The organism is Bradyrhizobium sp. 2TAF24 (assembly GCF_052115025.1).
Taxonomy (GTDB): Bacteria; Pseudomonadota; Alphaproteobacteria; order Rhizobiales; family Xanthobacteraceae; genus Bradyrhizobium_A.
In genome coordinates this window covers 157,856-174,349 of record NZ_JBFRFW010000002.1, presented here as the reverse complement: position 1 = coordinate 174,349, position 16,494 = coordinate 157,856, and the positions used below count along the sequence as shown (strand labels likewise).

18 protein-coding genes are annotated in these 16,494 nt (G+C 65.3%); 12 read left to right on the top strand and 6 right to left on the bottom strand.

Annotated features, from left to right (window positions below; all coding sequences use genetic code 11):
* Positions 1 to 44 precede the first annotated feature (44 nt).
* Genes flhA through AB4Z37_RS04050 form a run of 6 tightly spaced genes read left to right on the top strand, consistent with a single transcriptional unit; the run spans position 45 to position 4,773 of the window.
* Positions 45 to 2,132 carry a flagellar biosynthesis protein FlhA gene (gene flhA / locus AB4Z37_RS04075; RefSeq protein WP_441515406.1) on the top strand — a complete coding sequence of 696 codons (2,088 nt, stop codon included), beginning with the start codon at positions 45 to 47 and terminating at the stop codon, positions 2,130 to 2,132.
* Complete coding sequence (gene fliR / locus AB4Z37_RS04070) at positions 2,129 to 2,878, top strand: flagellar biosynthesis protein FliR (protein WP_441515405.1); 750 nt, start codon at positions 2,129 to 2,131, stop codon at positions 2,876 to 2,878. The genes flhA and fliR overlap by 4 nt, the downstream gene beginning before the upstream one ends.
* A gap of 7 nt (positions 2,879 to 2,885) precedes the next feature.
* Positions 2,886 to 3,320: a hypothetical protein gene (locus AB4Z37_RS04065; RefSeq protein WP_441515404.1), complete on the top strand. Its 435-nt coding sequence runs from the start codon at positions 2,886 to 2,888 to the stop codon at positions 3,318 to 3,320.
* 11 nt (positions 3,321 to 3,331) lie between these two features.
* Complete coding sequence (locus AB4Z37_RS04060; protein ID WP_441515403.1) at positions 3,332 to 3,805, top strand: rod-binding protein; 474 nt, start codon at positions 3,332 to 3,334, stop codon at positions 3,803 to 3,805.
* Positions 3,806 to 3,835: 30 nt separating this feature from the next.
* On the top strand, positions 3,836 to 4,324 hold the full coding sequence (locus AB4Z37_RS04055; RefSeq protein WP_441515402.1) for a hypothetical protein: 489 nt from the start codon (positions 3,836 to 3,838) through the stop codon (positions 4,322 to 4,324).
* On the top strand, positions 4,315 to 4,773 hold the full coding sequence (locus AB4Z37_RS04050) for a hypothetical protein (protein ID WP_441515401.1): 459 nt from the start codon (positions 4,315 to 4,317) through the stop codon (positions 4,771 to 4,773). Before AB4Z37_RS04055 ends, AB4Z37_RS04050 begins: the two co-directional genes overlap by 10 nt.
* Here the strand turns inward: AB4Z37_RS04050 and AB4Z37_RS04045 are convergent.
* The 3 genes from AB4Z37_RS04045 to AB4Z37_RS04035 all read right to left on the bottom strand — a co-directional run bounded on the left by AB4Z37_RS04045 (position 4,739) and on the right by AB4Z37_RS04035 (position 7,279).
* Positions 4,739 to 5,452, bottom strand: coding sequence for a response regulator transcription factor (locus AB4Z37_RS04045; protein WP_441515400.1), 714 nt, complete (start codon positions 5,450 to 5,452; stop codon positions 4,739 to 4,741). The genes AB4Z37_RS04050 and AB4Z37_RS04045 overlap by 35 nt on opposite strands.
* Before the next feature lie 229 nt (positions 5,453 to 5,681).
* A complete protein-coding gene (locus AB4Z37_RS04040; protein ID WP_441515399.1) occupies positions 5,682 to 6,290 on the bottom strand; it encodes a hypothetical protein in 609 nt (202 codons plus the stop codon).
* A gap of 257 nt (positions 6,291 to 6,547) precedes the next feature.
* Positions 6,548 to 7,279: a hypothetical protein gene (locus AB4Z37_RS04035; RefSeq protein ID WP_441515398.1), complete on the bottom strand. Its 732-nt coding sequence runs from the start codon at positions 7,277 to 7,279 to the stop codon at positions 6,548 to 6,550.
* A gap of 554 nt (positions 7,280 to 7,833) precedes the next feature.
* Here AB4Z37_RS04035 and AB4Z37_RS04030 point away from each other — a divergent pair.
* Positions 7,834 to 8,439, top strand: coding sequence for an HAD family hydrolase (locus AB4Z37_RS04030; protein WP_441515397.1), 606 nt, complete (start codon positions 7,834 to 7,836; stop codon positions 8,437 to 8,439).
* Positions 8,440 to 8,459: 20 nt separating this feature from the next.
* Here the strand turns inward: AB4Z37_RS04030 and AB4Z37_RS04025 are convergent, their stop codons facing one another.
* Both AB4Z37_RS04025 and AB4Z37_RS04020 read right to left on the bottom strand, forming a co-directional pair.
* Positions 8,460 to 9,425, bottom strand: a complete 966-nt coding sequence (locus tag AB4Z37_RS04025; RefSeq protein WP_441515396.1) for a LysR family transcriptional regulator — start codon at positions 9,423 to 9,425, stop codon at positions 8,460 to 8,462.
* A gap of 7 nt (positions 9,426 to 9,432) precedes the next feature.
* Complete coding sequence (locus AB4Z37_RS04020; RefSeq protein ID WP_441515395.1) at positions 9,433 to 10,227, bottom strand: crotonase/enoyl-CoA hydratase family protein; 795 nt, start codon at positions 10,225 to 10,227, stop codon at positions 9,433 to 9,435.
* A gap of 181 nt (positions 10,228 to 10,408) precedes the next feature.
* Between AB4Z37_RS04020 and AB4Z37_RS04015 the strand changes: the two genes are divergently transcribed.
* From AB4Z37_RS04015 to AB4Z37_RS03995, 5 genes are all read left to right on the top strand, one after another.
* The gene (locus AB4Z37_RS04015) at positions 10,409 to 11,632 is read left to right on the top strand and encodes a CaiB/BaiF CoA transferase family protein (RefSeq protein ID WP_441515394.1); all 1,224 of its coding nucleotides are present in this window, start codon (positions 10,409 to 10,411) and stop codon (positions 11,630 to 11,632) included.
* 51 nt (positions 11,633 to 11,683) lie between these two features.
* Entirely contained in the window at positions 11,684 to 12,460 is a 777-nt protein-coding gene (locus AB4Z37_RS04010) for an SDR family NAD(P)-dependent oxidoreductase (protein WP_441515393.1), read from the top strand.
* 2 nt (positions 12,461 to 12,462) lie between these two features.
* A complete protein-coding gene (locus AB4Z37_RS04005; RefSeq protein WP_441515392.1) occupies positions 12,463 to 13,620 on the top strand; it encodes an acyl-CoA dehydrogenase family protein in 1,158 nt (385 codons plus the stop codon).
* A gap of 19 nt (positions 13,621 to 13,639) precedes the next feature.
* Positions 13,640 to 14,632: an acyl-CoA dehydrogenase family protein gene (locus tag AB4Z37_RS04000; protein ID WP_441515391.1), complete on the top strand. Its 993-nt coding sequence runs from the start codon at positions 13,640 to 13,642 to the stop codon at positions 14,630 to 14,632.
* Between the two features lie 88 nt (positions 14,633 to 14,720).
* Positions 14,721 to 15,188, top strand: coding sequence for a nucleoside deaminase (locus tag AB4Z37_RS03995; protein WP_441515390.1), 468 nt, complete (start codon positions 14,721 to 14,723; stop codon positions 15,186 to 15,188).
* Between the two features lie 31 nt (positions 15,189 to 15,219).
* On the opposite strand, the gene AB4Z37_RS03990 is transcribed toward AB4Z37_RS03995, so the two are convergent.
* Positions 15,220 to 16,482, bottom strand: a complete 1,263-nt coding sequence (locus AB4Z37_RS03990) for an RNA polymerase sigma factor (protein ID WP_441515389.1) — start codon at positions 16,480 to 16,482, stop codon at positions 15,220 to 15,222.
* Positions 16,483 to 16,494: the final 12 nt, after the last annotated feature.

Below are 16,494 nucleotides of genomic sequence, written 5' to 3'. Positions count from 1 at the left end.
TCGGCGCGGCAAGGTGGGGGCGTGACGATTTGGCGGGATTTTCCATGACCGATACCTCGATCCGGGCGCTTCCGAACGAGCGCCGGATTGGCGCCGATGTGGCCTTCGCGGTGGGCATCGTCGCCATCGTGACGATCCTGATCCTGCCGGTTCCAGCGGTGCTGATCGACGTCGGGCTGGCGTTCTCGATCGCCCTCTCGGCCCTGATCCTGATGGTCGCGCTGTGGATCCAGCGGCCGCTGGATTTTTCGGCGTTTCCGACCGTGCTGTTGATCGCCACTATCCTGCGCCTCGCCCTCAACGTGGCGACGACGCGCGTCATCCTGTCGCGCGGCGCTGAGGGCGAGCATGCCGCCGGCTATGTCGTCGCCGGCTTTTCCAAGTTCGTGATGGGGGGCGATTTCGTCATCGGCCTGATCATCTTCGCCATCCTGGTCACGGTGAACTTCGTCGTCATCACCAAGGGCGCGACCCGAATCGCGGAGGTCGGTGCCCGCTTCACGCTCGATGCCATCCCGGGCAAGCAGATGGCTATCGATGCGGACCTCTCCGCGGGCCTGATCGACGACAAGGAGGCGCAGCGCCGGCGCCAGGAGCTGGAAGAGGAGAGCGCCTTCTTCGGCGCCATGGATGGCGCTTCCAAATTCGTGCGCGGCGACGCCATCGCCGGCCTCATCATCACCGCGATCAATATCTTCGGCGGCATTGTCATCGGCGTCACCCACCATGGCCTGCCGCTGGCGCGCGCGGCTGACGTCTTCACCAAGCTTTCGGTCGGCGACGGCCTGGTGTCCCAGATCCCCGCCCTGATCGTGTCGCTCTCAGCCGGCCTGCTGGTGTCCAAGGGCGGCACGCGAGGTTCAGCCGAGCAGACGGTGCTCAAGCAGCTCGGTGGCTATCCGCGCGCGCAGTCCGTCGCTGCGCTGATGATGTTCGTGCTGGGCTTGTTGCCGGGCTTGCCACTGTTGCCGTTCGCATTCCTGGGCGGAGTTCTGGCCTTCATGAGCTACGCGCTGCCGCGCCGGCAAGCCGCCCGGCGCCAGCACGAAGAAGCCGTCGCCGCGCAGGAGCGCGAGCGCTCGCAGGTGGACTCCAAGGAATCGATCAAAGAATTCCTGAAAACGGCGGACATCGAGCTGTGCGTCGGCAGCCAACTGGCGATCCAGATGCTGCATGCCCATGGCGAGCTCAGCCATCGCGTCGGCAAGATCAGGCGCCGCTTTGCCACCCAGTACGGGTTCGTGATTCCCGAGATCAAGCTCGCGGATGACCTCGCGATCGGACCAAAGACCTACCGCATCAAGATTCATGGCACCGTGGTGGCTCAGCACGAGTTGCGCCTCGGCGAGGTGCTGGTGCTGTTCGACGGCGTGCGCAAGCCGGACGTGCCCGGTGACGAGACCATCGAGCCTGCCTTCGGCATGAAGGCGATGTGGGTGCCGGAGACGTTCCTGGAGGAGGTCAGGAGAGACGGCTTCAAGGTGGCGGACAACATGTCCGTCCTGCTCACTCATCTCAGCGAGGTCGTGCGCAGCAATCTGGCGCAGCTGCTGTCCTACAAGGACATGCGGGCGCTGCTCGATCGGCTCGACCCGGAATACAAGCGGCTGATCGAGGACATCTGCCCGTCGCAAATTTCCTATTCGGGGATGCAGGCGGTGCTCAAGCTGCTGCTGGCCGAGCGGATTTCGATCCGCAATCTGCATCTCATTCTCGAGGCGGTGGCGGAAATCGCGCCCTATGTCCGCCGCTCCGAGCACATCGCCGAGCATGTGCGCATGCGCATCGCGCAGCAGATCTGCGGCGATTTCGCCGACAATGGCGTGTTGAAGGTGCTGCGGCTCGGCAATCGCTGGGACCTTGCGTTCCACCAGAGCCTCAAGCGCGACGCCAAGGGGGAGATCGTGGAGTTCGACGCCGATCCGCGGCTCGTCGAACAGTTCGCTGCCGATGTCTCCACCACCGTGCGCAAGGCGATGGCGCAGGGCGAGAGCGTCGTCCTGGTCGCGCCTCCCGAGGTGCGGCCCTATGTCCGCATGATCACCGAGCGGGTATTCCCGACTCTGCCGGTGCTGTCGCATGTCGAAATTGCCCGCGGCATCGAGGTGAAGTCCCTTGGAGCCATTTCTTGATCGCAGGTTTGTCTGCCTCTGTGCTGGCGACGTTCCTGATCTTCTGCCGCGTCGGCACCTGCCTGATGGTCGCGCCGGGCTTTTCGCGGTCCAACATCCCAGTCCAGGTCAGGCTGTTTCTCGCCATCAATGTCTCGTTGATGCTGGCTCCGCTGCTCGAGGCCATCGTCCGTCCAGCGGTGGAATCGGCGACGACGGCAGCCGTGGTGCGGGCGATCGCAGTGGAACTCGCGATCGGCTTCCTGATCGGCCTGAGCGCGCGGGTGTTCTTCCTCGCCCTGGAAACGATGGCGACGCTAATCGCCTCCACGATGGGGCTCAGCGGCATCGCCGGGGCGACCGACGACGGCGAACATACGCCGGCCGTCGTGCCGCTGATCACACTGCCAGCGGTTGTCCTGCTGTTCCTGACCGACCAGCATTGGGAGCTGCTGCGCGGCCTGATCAGTTCCTATCGGGTGTGGCAGCCCGGGGTCGGCTTGAGCGGCGAAACCGCGCTGTCGCAGCTCACCGATCATCTCTCGCAGGCGTTCATTCTGTCGTTGAGGGTGGCCAGCCCGTTTGTCATCTACGGGGTCATCGTCAACTTCGCCATCGGTCTCGCCAACAAGCTGACGCCCGCCATTCCAGTGTATTTCATTTCTCTGCCGTTCGTACTGTTCGGCGGCCTCATGCTGATTTACCTGACCTGCCGCGAGATGGTGCTTCAGTTCACGATTGCGTTTGCGTCGTGGCTCACCGGATGACCGCGCCATGACGGCGAGGGACCGCAAGATCCGCCGCATCGTGGCTGTGCAGGCCAAGCTGCACCAGCTCGCGCAATGGGAGCTGATGGAATGCAGCGCAAGGGAGCATGAGCTGCAGGAGCGGCAGCGCCGGATCATCGAGAGCTTCAATGACGGGCAGGGCATGCCGGCGCTGGCGGCGCAGACCGCCAGCCGCAATCTGAGAACCGCAAGCGTCGAGCAGGGCGCGCTTGCCGGCGCGAAGGAGCGACTGACCTCCCGGGCGTTGGCCGAAGCACGTAAATTGAAGCAGGTGCAGCGCGCCTCGGAGGCGGCAGATCGCGAGGCGCTGCGTGTGCTTGACAGGCACCTGCTCGACGACATCATCGATAGCGCGGCGAAGCGGCCGCGCGAGGACGCACATATGACGCGAGTTGAGATTACCGAGGGAGAATCCACATGACGGTTGCTCCGGTGCCGGACCTGATCGTCGACGTCATGGCCGCTGCGGATCCGGTGTCGCAGCGGTTGGCGGCGACCAAGCTCGAACGGCTGCAGTCGGCAGCGGGCGGCAGCTTCGTGGCCGAGGTCGATAGCAGGATCGAGGCGGGGAAGCAGGAGCAGGGCGCCGCGCTGCCGCCGCGTGCCGATGCCTCGCGCAGCATGACGCCGCTCGACAGCGGCCACGCCACCGTCGTCAACGCCACGGCTTCTGACCGGACGGTCTATCGAAAATTCGAAGCCTTCGTTCTGCAGACTTTCGTTGAATCGATGTTGCCACAGGATGCGAGCGTCGTTTTCGGCAAGGGCACGGCTGGAACGATCTGGCGATCGATGTTGGCCGAGCAGATCGGCAACGAGATGGCCAAGGGGGATGGTGTTGGCATTGCCAAGCAACTGGCGAAATCACGCTACTCCGACGATGCGGCGGCGGCGCAGGAAGGTTGAGCGACGGGCGTGGACAGGACGAGGGTATCGATGAAACAGAACGAAGAGCGGCTGGCTGGCATTATCGACGGTCAGGAGGAACACGGTTCGAGCGCCGGTCTGCCGGCATTGCCTCAATCCGCGTTGGCGGCCGTGGCCGACGAGCGGCCGGCGCCAGCGCAATGGCTGGGAACGGACTCGAACACGCTGAGCGCAATCGATCGGCTCAAGGCCACCATCGATGAGGAAACCGACAGGCTCGCCAGGCGCGAGGTGGTTGATTTCGACGTCTTCAGCCAGCGCAAGAACCGCGGCCTGCTGGAACTGACGCGGGCCATGCGCCTGACGGAAAGCGTCGAGGCCGATCCGCGCGTCGTGGCGCATCTCTCCGGATTGCGCGCCAGCCTGGTGCGCAATCGGGCAGCTCTGCAGATCCATCTCGACGCCGTTCGGGAGGTCTCCGCGATCATCGCGCGGTCGATCCAGGAGGTTGAATCCGACGGGACATATTCCCTGATGGAGGCTGGCGGATGCAAATAGTCAGGCTGCTGATTGCGGGCGTCTGGGCCTGTATCGTGACGGTCGGTGCCGGCATGGCGCTGTCCTACTGGAAGGACAGTCATGGCGGGCCCGGCGCCAAGCTGGCCCATGTCGAGGGCCTCGTGACGGAGAAGACCAGGATCATCAACGTGCCGATGATCGCCGAGGGCAGCGTCCAGGGTTATATCGTGGCGCAGTTCGCGTTCACCGCGGATTCAACCATGGTCCGCCAGCAGCCGGTGCCACCGGAAACCTACGTCGTGGACGAGGCCTTCCGGAACATCTACGCCGATGAGAAACTCGATTTCAGGAATTTATCCCGCTACGACCTCGCGCAATTGACCCGAACAGTCCGGGAGCACGTCAACAAGCGTCTTCAAGCCGACGTGTTGCAGGACGTGCTGGTCCAGGACTTCAATTATGTTTCGAAGGATCAGATTCGCCGCTAGCACGCGATTTCAGATCTTCGAGACGGTAACCCATATAGCGCTTCGACTCGATGGGATCGTAGCCAAGATGGCCGCGCAGCTTCTTGCGTAGCTTGCTGACGTGCCCCTCGATCACGTTCTCGTCGAAACTCGAGTCGAACAGACCATAGGTCGCGTTGAAAAGCTGCGCCTTGGTCAGCCACTTGCCCTGGTGCCCGACCAGATGCTCGAGAATACGCAGCTCGCGGCGCGGCAAGGCCAGCGTCCTGCCGCCGATTTCCGGGTCGCGACCATCGAGGAAAACCTTGATCAGGTTGGTCGGCGTTCCTGCGGACTGCTCGGACCTGCGCCGGCGAATGACGGCGGTGCGGACGAGGATCTCGCGAACATGGATCGGCACATGGACGACATCGTCGACGCCGGCCTCGAACAGCTCGATCGTTGCGGTGAGCTGCTTTAGGTTGGTCAGGGCGATGATCGGCGCGTGGGACTTGTTGCGAATGGTCTTGGGTATGCTGGTTCGGTCCGAGCAGTCGCCCAGAATGAACGCCCCGATCGCCATCACGTCATGGCCAACCGCCGATTCCAGCCATTCGCGAAAATCCTTCGACGAGAAGCCGACCGATACGACGCCTTCCCGGTCAAATCCCGCTGCGTAACCCCGTGTTACGGTCTCCCGATCATCGATGACGATGAACATGTAGATGCCCCTGTTTGCCCAAATGGTTGTTCTGGAGGCGAAGCAGGCCCACTCGCTCCATTTTGGTTACGCAACTCAACAGGTACTAACGCGATACAAAGCAAGTCCCGAAGACGTGCGCCCGTTCTCACTGAAGAACTGTTCGACGCGCGTGGTGTGGCCGATCGAGAGTATGACGCGGCCGCCGTCATGACGCTGCCCGGGGCGCGTGATGATACTTCGGGATTCATCAGGCGCTGTCTGAGCAAACAAGGTGAAGTCTTGATGAACCGATCATCGTCGAGGCACGAAGCGTGATGATGGGCGCTTCATCAAGAATGCCCTGCGGGTTATTTCGATTTGCGCATCGTGGTGCAGCTCGTGCGCATTCGAATCGTAGAGCGGTTCCATTACGTCGAAGCGGCGTGTGATCGTCAAGCAGCGGAACTGTGCATCCCCTGCCGTGCAGCCAGCTAGCGAATTTTCGTATCATTTTGAAACATCGCATGATGACGAGATGCCCTGATTTTTGCGGTGTAATTGCACGATAACAGCGGTCGAGATCGCGCTCGGGGAATGCATTTCCTGTTGCTGGATCAGTACGCTGAAGGGTGTTGCATCGCTGCGTATCGCGCATTTTGCGAGTGATCTTGGTTGTGTCGTCGAGCCGCGAGTTGCGCGCGCATCGCGTGCTGTTGAAAACGCGATCGGCCGATGATGGTCGGTGTTCGCAGCAATCATGGCTGGAGTCGCAGTGACGTCGCGTTGCCGTTGCCGCGCTGAAAATACTGTTGTGGCTTGAGATGGTTGCTTGTGCCGATGATCGGTTGCGGCGCGGTGGCGTCATCGCGATCGGCATCTGCATATGGTTCCGCGGCAAAGCGCCACATGTCGCGGCGGGGAGTGGATAAGCGCGTGTGCGGGCGCGGATGTTGAATCGTTTTGGGGCACCTGAGCCGAGCGCGATGCGGATGTGCGTATCGTGAGCGCGCCGGGCGCAGTGTGTGCGGGCAACGCGCCGTGCGCCGGCGCATGTTCGCGCCAGCGTGCGAGTCGTGGGCCATCGATGCCGATTGAATTGCGGTGCCATCCGATCGGTTGTGCGTGTGAGCAAGGTCAGCGCGTGGAAAGAATGGTCCCCTTGCTGGTCAGGACCTGCCAGTTTCCATTGTCGTGCTTGATTTCCTCGATGCGCCCGAGGTTCGTGATCTCCTGGCCTCGCATGACCTCGATCACTCCCAGCGGCCCCTCGAGGACTGCGACGCCATCGAATGCGCGCCGCACGCGCCAGCCGGCGACGATGTCACGCCGCGTGCTGCTCGGTCGTTGCGGCTGCACACTGCCGGTGATTTCGGGAGACGGCGCGGCTGCGCCCGTCCGGGCAACTTGCGCCTTTTCCTCGGCGATGCGTTCGATCCTGGTCGCCGATACGGACTGATCTCTCTCGACGCGTTCAACGCTCTGGGTGAGACGGCCGAAGCGGTCGCTTACTGCCTTGTTGGCGACGTCAAGTGCAGCGCGGTTCGCGGCCATATCACCGGACAGGGTGGCGATGGTTCGGCGCAACTGCGCCACGGTCTCGCGCAGATTGCGGAGTTCGGTGTCTGATGTCGCAGCCGTCGTCACTGGTCGCATGAACAGGTAGGCCATGCCTCCCGCAGAGGAGATGGAGGTGATCATCACGACCGCTGCGAGCGCGATGAACGGCGTCAGCCACGGCGGCCGTTGCGAAGGCTTGACCACGAGCGTCGCGGCTGGAATTGGCGTGCGTGCCCTGAACTTGACGGGTTCGCTGCGTGTCGTTGCGCGCGAGCGCTTCAGGTTCGCCAGCGCCTCCTTGGCCAGCAACTCATCAATGGTCGATGCAGGGGCGCGTGACGGTTCCTCGGCGCCCGCCTTGCCAGCGGCTTGCGTCTTGGATGTATGTGTGTTCCCGGCCGCAACAGCTGTGCGTGGGTCAGTCGATGGCGCCGCAGGCGCTGTCTCGCGGGGTGTCGGTTCGACCATGGCTACCGTGGCAGGCAAGCAACTCGTTAACGTTTCGTTAACATGCGAACCTTGTGCGAAACCGGAGGCTGCGGCGGAGCACAATCGGCTTGCGCCGGCCGTACCGTGGGGCAGCGCCGGCGTTTCGGCCACGAGAGGTTTGGAAGAGGGTATATGGGTAGAGGCGTCCGGGAAGCTCCGCTCGGGCATGCAGCGATTGTCGTCGACGGGATGAGGCGGGCTATCCGGTGCCGTCATCAAGTTGTTGCCGACATGTGGCTTTTTCGGCGGCCGATAGCGCCTTCGGCCTCGCTGACGTGGCGGGATGCGCGGCATCCAATCCTGACCATTAAGATCGGCAGGGCTTCACGCGCTGGCTGTGATAATCCCTCAGCTTTCGCTATTGGGAGAACAGGATGTCAGCCCGCTTCCAGGCCCTGGTGTTCGACCTCGGCGGCGTCATTGTCCAGCACGACAATGCAATGTTGTTCGAGCGTCTCGCGTCGCGTTGCTCGCGCTCATGGGGTCTGGAGGAGGTCAGTGCCCGCCTCAGGCAGGGCGGCTGGGGAACGGGCACGCCGATCCGGCACTTCTACGATCAGCTGAAAGCCGAGGGCGGGTACGATGCTCCGTGGAGCGTGTTCCTCGACGACTGGTGCTGCCATCTCGTCCTGGACCCGTCGATGCTGGCGCTGCTGGGGCGGCTTGCACGGCACAATCGCATCGTGATCTTTTCCAACACCAATCAGGAGCACTGGGATTTCATCCTGAGGGCGTCGAACGGTGAGCTCGCTGGCTACGAGGCTTATCTCAGCCACCTCATCGGTCATGAAAAGCCGTCGCTGCGCTCGTTCCAGATCGTCGCCGAGCGCGCCGGCATCGACCCGGCGCGTTCGATCTTCTTCGACGACATGCCCGTCAACGTCGATGGCGCGCGGCAGGCAGGCTTTCAGGCCGAGGTGTTTCTGGGCGAGCAATGGTTGCTCGGTCATCTGCAGGAGCACGGTGTCCTGGTCGAATAGCGGCGCGTCCGCTTGCCGGCTCATCCGGCGGCGAAGCAGCCGAGCGCGGCATCACGAAAGTGCCGGGCCGCCGGACTGGAGAGCTCCGGGAGCAGCAAGGCCAGTCCGACGTCGGCGGCCGGCGTGATATCGGTGACCGGACGGTAGGCGACTCGCGGGTTGGGCGTGTGCTGCATCACCGACGGCACCAATGCCACGCCAAGGCCGCTCTCAACCAGCGACAGCATGGTCTGCACCTGCGTCGCCTCCTGCGTCACCTTTGGCAGGAAGCCGGCATGCTGACACGCTAGCATGGCCATGGCCTGCAGTCCCGCGGCGTCGTCGCGCGTGTAGAACACGAAGGATTCGTTCGCGAGCTGCTGCAGCCTGAGCGCGGCCTTGTGCGCCAGCGGGTTGCCGAGGGGGAGCGCCGCCACGAAGCGCTCGGTCAGCAGCGGCATCAGGTGGGCCTGCGTCGGCGTCATCAGTGGTGTGCGGACCAGTCCGACGTCGAGCTCGCCGCGGTCCACGCGCTCGGCGATACGCACCGAGGTCGCTTCCTTCAGCACCAGCTCCACGTCGGGGTAGGTGTCGCGAAACCGACGCACGATTGTCTGCAGCACGCCGTGGATGGTCGAGCCGACGAAGCCGATGCGCAGCGCTCCGCCGGTGCCCGTGGCCGCGGCCTGGACCGCGGCGAGCAGCTGCTCGTTGTGAAACAGGAGACGTCGGGCCTCCACCAGTGCGGCCTGCCCGCTGGGCGTGAGCGAGACGCCGCCCGCGCCCCCCCGGGTGAACAAGCGGGCCCCCAGCTCCGCCTCCAGCTTCTGGATCGACACCGACAGGGGCGGCTGCGCGATGTGCAGCCGCTCCGCCGCGCGGCGGAAATTCAGCGTCTCAGCCAGCACGACGAATTGCCGGATGCGGCGCAGGTCGAGCACCGTGCCGCCGCGCAGCATCTCGCCGGGGGCGCCGGTTGCCGGCATCGCGCGCGTCGGGTCCGCCATGTGAGCCTCAATCCGTGAAGCGCGGCGCGCGCTTTTCCAGAAAAGCGGACACCGCTTCCGCATGTTCTGCGGTCTTGTGCGCCAGGGCCTGGAACGCGGCCGATATCTCCAGCAGCGTATCGAGCCGCGTGTGCATGGCTTCGCGCATCAGCTTCTTGGTCATGCGCATCGCCAGCGGCGGGTGCACCACGATGCGCGCGGCGAGCTCGCGGGCGGTGTCCATCAGGGAGGCGTGCGGCACCACACGCGAGACCAGCCCCCATTCCAGCGCGCGCTGCGCATCGATCATCTCGGCCGTGAACGTCAGCTCTGCCGCACGGGCCATGCCGATCACCCGCGGCAGCAGCCAGGCGCCGCCGTCGCCGGGGATGATGCCGAGCTTGACGAAGCTCTCCGCGAACTTGGCATTCTCGGACGCGATGCGCAGATCGCACATGCATGCGAGGTCGAGTCCGGCGCCGATCGCCGGTCCGTTCACCGCGGCGATCACCGGCACCTCCAGGTTGAACAGCGCCAGTGGCAGGCGCTGGATGCCGCCGCGATAATCCTCGCGGATGCGCCCGGGCGACACCTCAGGGGCGGCCTGCTGCTGCATGGTGCGGATGTCACCGCCGGCGGAGAAGGCCGGGTCGGCACCAGTGAGGATCACGGCGCGCACGCTGCTGTCGGCATGGATGCGCGCGAGGGCGGCCACGAATTCGTCGACCGCGCTGTTGCCCGTCAACGGGTTACGTCGCTTCGGATCATTCATCGTCAGCGTGACCACGTGATCCTGCTGCTCGTAGGACAGAAAGTCGCTCATCGTTCTTTGCCTTGTTGCGGTGGAGAGGCGGGCCTTGGTTCCCCCGGGCCGCCGATCGGTGCCCCCGGGAGGATTTTTGATACCAAATCGGTATTGAATTTATAAAACTCAATATTGGAGTGGTGCAAGTCACCCCGCCTATGCTGCACCCCCGCATCGGTGAACCGGAGACAACTCAGGAATGAAAACCGCGCTCGGGCACCTCAAGGTGCTGGATCTCACCCGCATCCTGGCCGGCCCCTGGGCCACGCAAAATCTCGCCGACATGGGCGCGGAGGTCATCAAGGTCGAGCGGCCCGGCGTCGGGGACGACACCCGGGCGTGGGGCCCGCCCTTCCTGAAGGATCGCGACGGCCGCGAGACGGCGGACTCCTCCTATTTCCTGTCGGCGAACCGCGGCAAGAAGTCGATCACCGTCGATCTCGCCCATCCCGAAGGTCAGGCGCTGATCCGCGAACTGGCGACGCAGGCGGACGTGGTGGTGGAGAACTACAAGGTCGGCACCTTGGCGCGGTATGGCCTCGACTATGACAGCCTGAAGGCGGTCAATCCGCGGCTGGTGTACTGCTCGATCACCGGCTTTGGCCAGAGCGGCCCTTACGCCGCGTTGCCCGGCTACGACTTCGTGTTTCAGGGCATGGGCGGACTGATGAGCATGACCGGCCAGCCCGAGGGCACGCCCGGCGACGAGCCGATGAAGGTCGGCATCGCCATCAGCGATCTGTTGACCGGCATGTACGCCACCACCGCCATCCTGGCGGCGCTGGAGAGCCGGCATGTGAGCGGCGAGGGGCAGCATATCGATCTTGCGCTGCTGGACTGCGTGGTCGCGATCACATCCTACCAGGCCATCAACTACTTTCTCTCCGGCCGGATTCCGCAGCGCATGGGCAATGCGCACTCGAACATGGTCCCCTATCAGGTGTTTCGCTGCAGGGAGGGCGACGTCATCGTTGCGGTGGGCAATGACGGCCAGTTCCGCGCGTTGTGCAAGCTGATCGGTCGCGAGGACCTCGCTACCGACGAGCGCTACGCCACGCCCGGCCAGCGCAACCGCCATCGTGATACGCTGATCCCGCAGATCGCCGAGGCGATGCTCGCGCGCCCGATGGAGGAGTGGGTCGAGCTGATGGAAGCCGCCAACGTGCCCTGCGGCCCGATCTACAACATGCAGCAGGTCTTCAGGGACCCGCAGGTGCAGCACCGCGGCATGCGCCTGTCGCTGCCGCACAGCGCGGGTGTCGAAGCACCTGCGGTGGCGAGCCCGATCCGCTTGTCAGGCACGCCGATCGACTATGGCCGCTCGGCGCCGCTGCTCGGCGAACACACCGAGGCGGTGCTGACGGAGCGGCTGGGTTTTTCGGCCGACCGCATCGCGGAGCTGCGGGATACGGGCGTGATCTGACGTCCCGCATATCGCGATCGGAAGATGTTTTGACGATCAGGAAGACAGCAGATGCAGGACAGCGTTTTCTCGCTCGAGAACAAGCAGGTCATCGTCACCGGCGCGGGCCAGGGCATCGGCCGTGCCATTGCCACGGCCGTCGCCGGCCTTGGTGGTCGGGTGGTTGCCGTCGACCTCAACCCGGATCCCCTGGCGACGCTGCGCGAGACGCTGGGTCGTGAGCGTTGCGTTACGCTGGTCGGCAACGTGGCCGATCCCGCACTGGCGCAACAGGCGGTCGAAACCGGCATCGCCGCGTTCGGCAGCGTCAATGCGCTGGTCAACAATGCCGGCATCACCCGCACCGCGATGATCGAGAAGATGTCGCTCGAAGCCTGGCAGCAGGTCATCGACGTGCACCTGTCGGGCTCGTTCTACTTCCTGCAGGCGCTCGTTCGCCATCTGCTGGAGCGCGCCCGGGCCGGCGAGAAGGTCGCGGGATCGATCGTCAACATCTCGTCCGACGCCGGGCGGCGCGGCACCATCGGCCAGATCAACTACGGCGCCGCCAAGGCCGGTGTGCTCGGCCTGACCATGTGCGCTGCGCGCGAATGGGCCAAGTACAACATCCGCGTCAACACGGTGGGCTTTGGTGTGGTCGAGACGCCGATGACCGAGACCATCCGCGGCGACAAGTTTCGTGACGCCTACCTGCAGCAGATTCCGATCGGCCGCTGGGGCGAGCCTGATGAAGTGGCCCGTCCTGTCTGCTTCCTGCTCTCGGACGCGGCATCGTACGTCACCGGCCAGCATCTGTCCGCCAATGGCGGCTACACCATCGGGCTGTGACCATGGCAACCCTGCTTGACCGTTTCGAGCCAGCCGCCCTTCCCGCTGTCGCGGAGCGCTTCCGCAGCGAGGTGCGCGCCTTTCTCGCCGCCGAAATGCCGTCGCTGCCGGCGGATCGGCGGGCGCGGTCATGGATGGGCTTCGACGCCGACTTCAGCCGCAAGCTCGCCGCGCGTGGCTGGGTCGGGGTGACGCTGCCGCGCATCCATGGCGGCGCGGAGATGGATGCCTTCGCGCGTTTCGTGCTGGTGGAGGAGTTGCTGTGCGCCGGCGCGCCGGTGTCGGCGCACTGGATCGCCGACCGCCAGAGCGGTCCGCTGATCCTGAAATTCGGCAGTGACGCGCAGCGCGCGTTCTATCTGCCGCGCATCTGCCGCGGCGAGGCATTCTTCTGCATCGGCATGAGCGAGCCCAATGCAGGCTCCGACCTCGCGGGTGTGGGCACCCGTGCGACGCGTCGCGCGGACGGCGGCTGGAGCCTTTCGGGCCGCAAGATCTGGACCACCAACGCCCACAAGTGCCAGTACATGATCGCGCTGGTGCGCACCTCCGGCAAGCCGGAAGACCGCCACCAGGGGCTGTCGCAATTCATCATCGACCTCTCGCTGCCGGGGGTGACGGTGCGGCCCATCACCGACCTGACCGGTGATGCGCATTTCTCCGAGGTGTTCTTCGATGACGTGCATCTCAGCGACGAGGCGCTCATCGGCCAGGAGGGCAGCGGTTGGCATCAGGTGACGGCGGAGCTCGCATTCGAGCGCAGCGGGCCGGAGCGCATTTATTCCAGCATCGTGCTGCTGGAGCGCTGGATCGAGCTGCTGCGCGCGCGTGGCGGCGCCGCGCATGCCGCGACGGTGGGCCGCTTCGCCACGCACCTTGTGGTGCTGCGCGGCCTGTCGCTGTCGGTGACGGCGCTGCTGGCCGCGGGGGAGAGCCCGGTGGTCGAGGCAGCGTTGGTCAAGGACCTCGGCACCACCTTCGAGCAGGATATTCCCGCCGCGATCGAGGCCGCGCTGGGGGAGGATCCCGGCGCGCCGATCGATGCCGAATTGTTGCGCGCCTGCGCCTACATCAACCAGATCTGTCCGACCTATTCATTGCGCGGCGGCACGCGCGAGGTCCTGCGCGGCATGATCGCCCGCGGCCTCGGCCTGCGCTGACCACAGAGAGCCATCGACCATGTTCACCGAAGCGTTTGAGGCTCTGTTGCGCGATCACTGCACGCCAGCCGCGGTACGCGTCATCGAATCCGGCGGAGCACATGCGCTGCTCTGGGACGTGATCACCGACTCCGGATTTCTCGAGCTGATGGCCAGCGAAGACGCCGGCGGTGCCGGGCAGGACCTCGCCGTCGCGTTACCGATCCTGCGCCTGCTCGGTGCCCATGCGATGCCATTGCCGGTCGGCCAGGCGATCGCGCTGCGCACGCTGCTGCCGGCGGGCGAAACCGTTCCCAAGGGGATGCCCACCTTCGCGCCGGCCCTGACGCGCGGGGCGGACGGCAGCCTGCAGGCGCCACGCGTGCCCTTCGGCGCGCTGGCCGATCACGTGGTGGGCGAGCTGGATGGCGAGCTCTTGCTGTTGGACGCCGCTGAGGCGCAGCGCCGCTCCCTCGGGATCCATCATGACGCGACGGCGGATCTGACCTGGAACGCGGCGGTGGCCCGACGTGCCGGCCGCGTGCTGTCCGGCGCTGCGCCGGCCGGAAGCCTCGCGGCCTGGGGTGCGGCGCTGCACGCAGCCTTGCTCGCCGGAGCGCTGGCGCGCAGCTTCGAGCTGGCGCTGCAATATGGCAATGACCGTGTGCAGTTCGGCAAGCCAATCGGCAAATTCCAGGCGATCCAGCACCAGCTTGCGGTAATGGCCGAGCATGTCGCCGCAGCGCAGATGGCGGCGGCCGGTGCGTTCTCCGCGGGGCGGACGATTCCCGCAAGCCTGCCGGCCGCGGTGGCCAAGGCCCGTGGCAGTGAAGCCGTGACGGTGGTCGCTCCCATCGCCCACGCGGTGCATGGCGCGATCGGCGTGACCGACGAATACGACCTGCAGCTCTTCACCCGCCGGCTGCATGGCTGGCGGATGGCACACGGATCCGAAGCCTATTGGCATCGCGTCATCGGTGAACAGCTTCTCGCAGACAGTGAGCCGGTGTCGCGGTTCATACGGATGATCTAGGATCGCTTTGAAGCGCTTGCGAATGTCTCGAGCGCCGGCTATGCGCGGATCGGGCACGATTGGCTGCAATCCGCCGAAGGAGACGATCATGAGCACGACCGAGCACTATCTCCAGGAAGCTGTCCGGCTCGCGCGCGCCAATATGATGGCTGGCGGCCGGCCGTTCGGGGCGGTGATCGTCAGGAACGGCGAGGTCGTTGCGACCGGGGTCAATGAGATGGTCGCGACCAACGATCCCACGGCTCATGCGGAGTTGGTGGCAGTGCGCGCGGCGAGCCGCAAGCTCGGCTCGCCGCACCTGTCGGGAGCTGCCGTGTATGCGAGCGGCCATCCCTGTCCGATGTGCATGGCGGCAATGCGGCTCGCCGGCATCAGCGAGGTCTACTACGCCTATTCGAATGACGATGGCGCGCCTTTCGGCCTCTCCACGGCGGCGATCTATGCGGATCTGGCGAAACCGTTTGCCGAGCAGTCGATGAAGATCCGCCATGTGCCGGTCCGTTCGGCAGGCGATTCTGGCCTCTATCAGGAGTGGGCGGCGAGGCCGAAAGGCTGATCAGTTCAATGCGCTGTGGCGGGGCATGCGATCAGCCGCCGCAGGCCGCCGCGCGTGCGAGCAGAAAGTCCCGCTCGCGGGCGTTGCGGGTGAGAGACGCCGCCTGTGCGAAGGCTTGTTTTGCCTCGGTAAGGCGGCCGGCCCGCAACAGCATGTCACCACGCGCCGCTGGCAGCGGTGCATAGTCGCGAAGCGTGGCAACCTGATTGATCTCCTCGAGCAGGGCGAGCCCGGCGTTCGGGCCGAACGCCATGCTGTGCGCGATCGCCCGGTTGAGATCGACCACGGGGGACGGCATCACCTTGCGCAAGGTGTCGTAGAGGCTGGCGATGGCCGTCCAGTCCGTCTCCTCCGACCGGGGCGCACGGGCGTGGCAGGCGGCGAGCGCGGCCTGCAGCGCATAAGGCCCGCCGGCGCCGCCGAGGGCCCTGGCGCGGTCGAGCGCGGCGAGGCCGTGGCCGATCAGCAGCCGGTCCCAGCGGGCTCGGTTCTGTTCGGTGATCGGAATGAACGCGCCATCGGGCGCCGTGCGCGCCGCAAGGCGGGACGCCTGGATTTCCATCAGGGCGAGCAGGCCGAACACCTCCGGCTCCTCAGGTATCAGGCCGGCGAGAATGCGGCCGAGCCGCTGGGCTTCGGCGCACAGGGTGGGGCGGATCAGGTCCTCCCCGGAGGTTGCCGCATAGCCTTCGTTGAAGATCAGGTAGATCACCTCCATCACCGAGGCGAGGCGGCTGTTGCGTTCATCTCCGGTCGGCACCGCGAAGGTCGGGCGGGCGGTGCCGAGGGCCTTCTTGGCGCGGACGATGCGCTGGGCGATCGTGGTCTCGCCGACGAGGAAGGCGCGGGCGATCTCCTCCGTCGTCAGCCCGCCGATCAGGCGTAGCGTCAGTGCGACCCGTGCGTCGGCGGACAGCACCGGATGACATGCGGTAAAGATCAGGCCGAGCAGCTCGTCGCCGAGGTCGTCGTCGAGGGACGCTTCGAGAGCGGCGACGTGGCTGTCGCGGTCATCTTCGAGATCGCGGCCGATCTCGGCGTGCTTGCGCGCCAGCATCTTGTCGCGGCGAAAGCCGTCGATGGCCCGGCGTTTGGCCGCAGCCATCAACCATGCGCCGGGATTGGCAGGAACTCCGGTCTTCGGCCATTCGGCCAGTGCCGTGACCAGTGCTTCCTGTGCCAGCTCTTCGGCGAGGCCAACGTCGCGCACCATCCTGGCGAGGCCGGCGATGAGCCGCGCCTGCTCGATCCGGAAAACGGTCTCGATCGCTCGATGGGTCTCGGTCGCGGCCACATGTCTCGCTTA

Excerpts from the sequence above, each read along its gene's own strand:
- AB4Z37_RS04020 (WP_441515395.1), bottom strand. The coding sequence starts at position 10,227 with ATGAGCGACTTTCTGTCCTACGAGCAGCAGGATCACGTGGTCACGCTG.
- AB4Z37_RS04005 (WP_441515392.1), top strand. The coding sequence starts at position 12,463 with ATGGCAACCCTGCTTGACCGTTTCGAGCCAGCCGCCCTTCCCGCTGTC.
- AB4Z37_RS03995 (WP_441515390.1), top strand. The coding sequence starts at position 14,721 with ATGAGCACGACCGAGCACTATCTCCAGGAAGCTGTCCGGCTCGCGCGC.
- AB4Z37_RS04025 (WP_441515396.1), bottom strand. The coding sequence starts at position 9,425 with ATGGCGGACCCGACGCGCGCGATGCCGGCAACCGGCGCCCCCGGCGAG.
- AB4Z37_RS04055 (WP_441515402.1), top strand. The coding sequence starts at position 3,836 with ATGAAACAGAACGAAGAGCGGCTGGCTGGCATTATCGACGGTCAGGAG.
- AB4Z37_RS04010 (WP_441515393.1), top strand. The coding sequence starts at position 11,684 with ATGCAGGACAGCGTTTTCTCGCTCGAGAACAAGCAGGTCATCGTCACC.
- AB4Z37_RS04065 (WP_441515404.1), top strand. The coding sequence starts at position 2,886 with ATGACGGCGAGGGACCGCAAGATCCGCCGCATCGTGGCTGTGCAGGCC.
- AB4Z37_RS04015 (WP_441515394.1), top strand. The coding sequence starts at position 10,409 with ATGAAAACCGCGCTCGGGCACCTCAAGGTGCTGGATCTCACCCGCATC.
- AB4Z37_RS04045 (WP_441515400.1), bottom strand. The coding sequence starts at position 5,452 with ATGTTCATCGTCATCGATGATCGGGAGACCGTAACACGGGGTTACGCA.
- AB4Z37_RS04040 (WP_441515399.1), bottom strand. The coding sequence starts at position 6,290 with ATGCCGATCGCGATGACGCCACCGCGCCGCAACCGATCATCGGCACAA.
- AB4Z37_RS04050 (WP_441515401.1), top strand. The coding sequence starts at position 4,315 with ATGCAAATAGTCAGGCTGCTGATTGCGGGCGTCTGGGCCTGTATCGTG.
- AB4Z37_RS04030 (WP_441515397.1), top strand. The coding sequence starts at position 7,834 with ATGTCAGCCCGCTTCCAGGCCCTGGTGTTCGACCTCGGCGGCGTCATT.
- AB4Z37_RS04000 (WP_441515391.1), top strand. The coding sequence starts at position 13,640 with ATGTTCACCGAAGCGTTTGAGGCTCTGTTGCGCGATCACTGCACGCCA.
- flhA (WP_441515406.1), top strand. The coding sequence starts at position 45 with ATGACCGATACCTCGATCCGGGCGCTTCCGAACGAGCGCCGGATTGGC.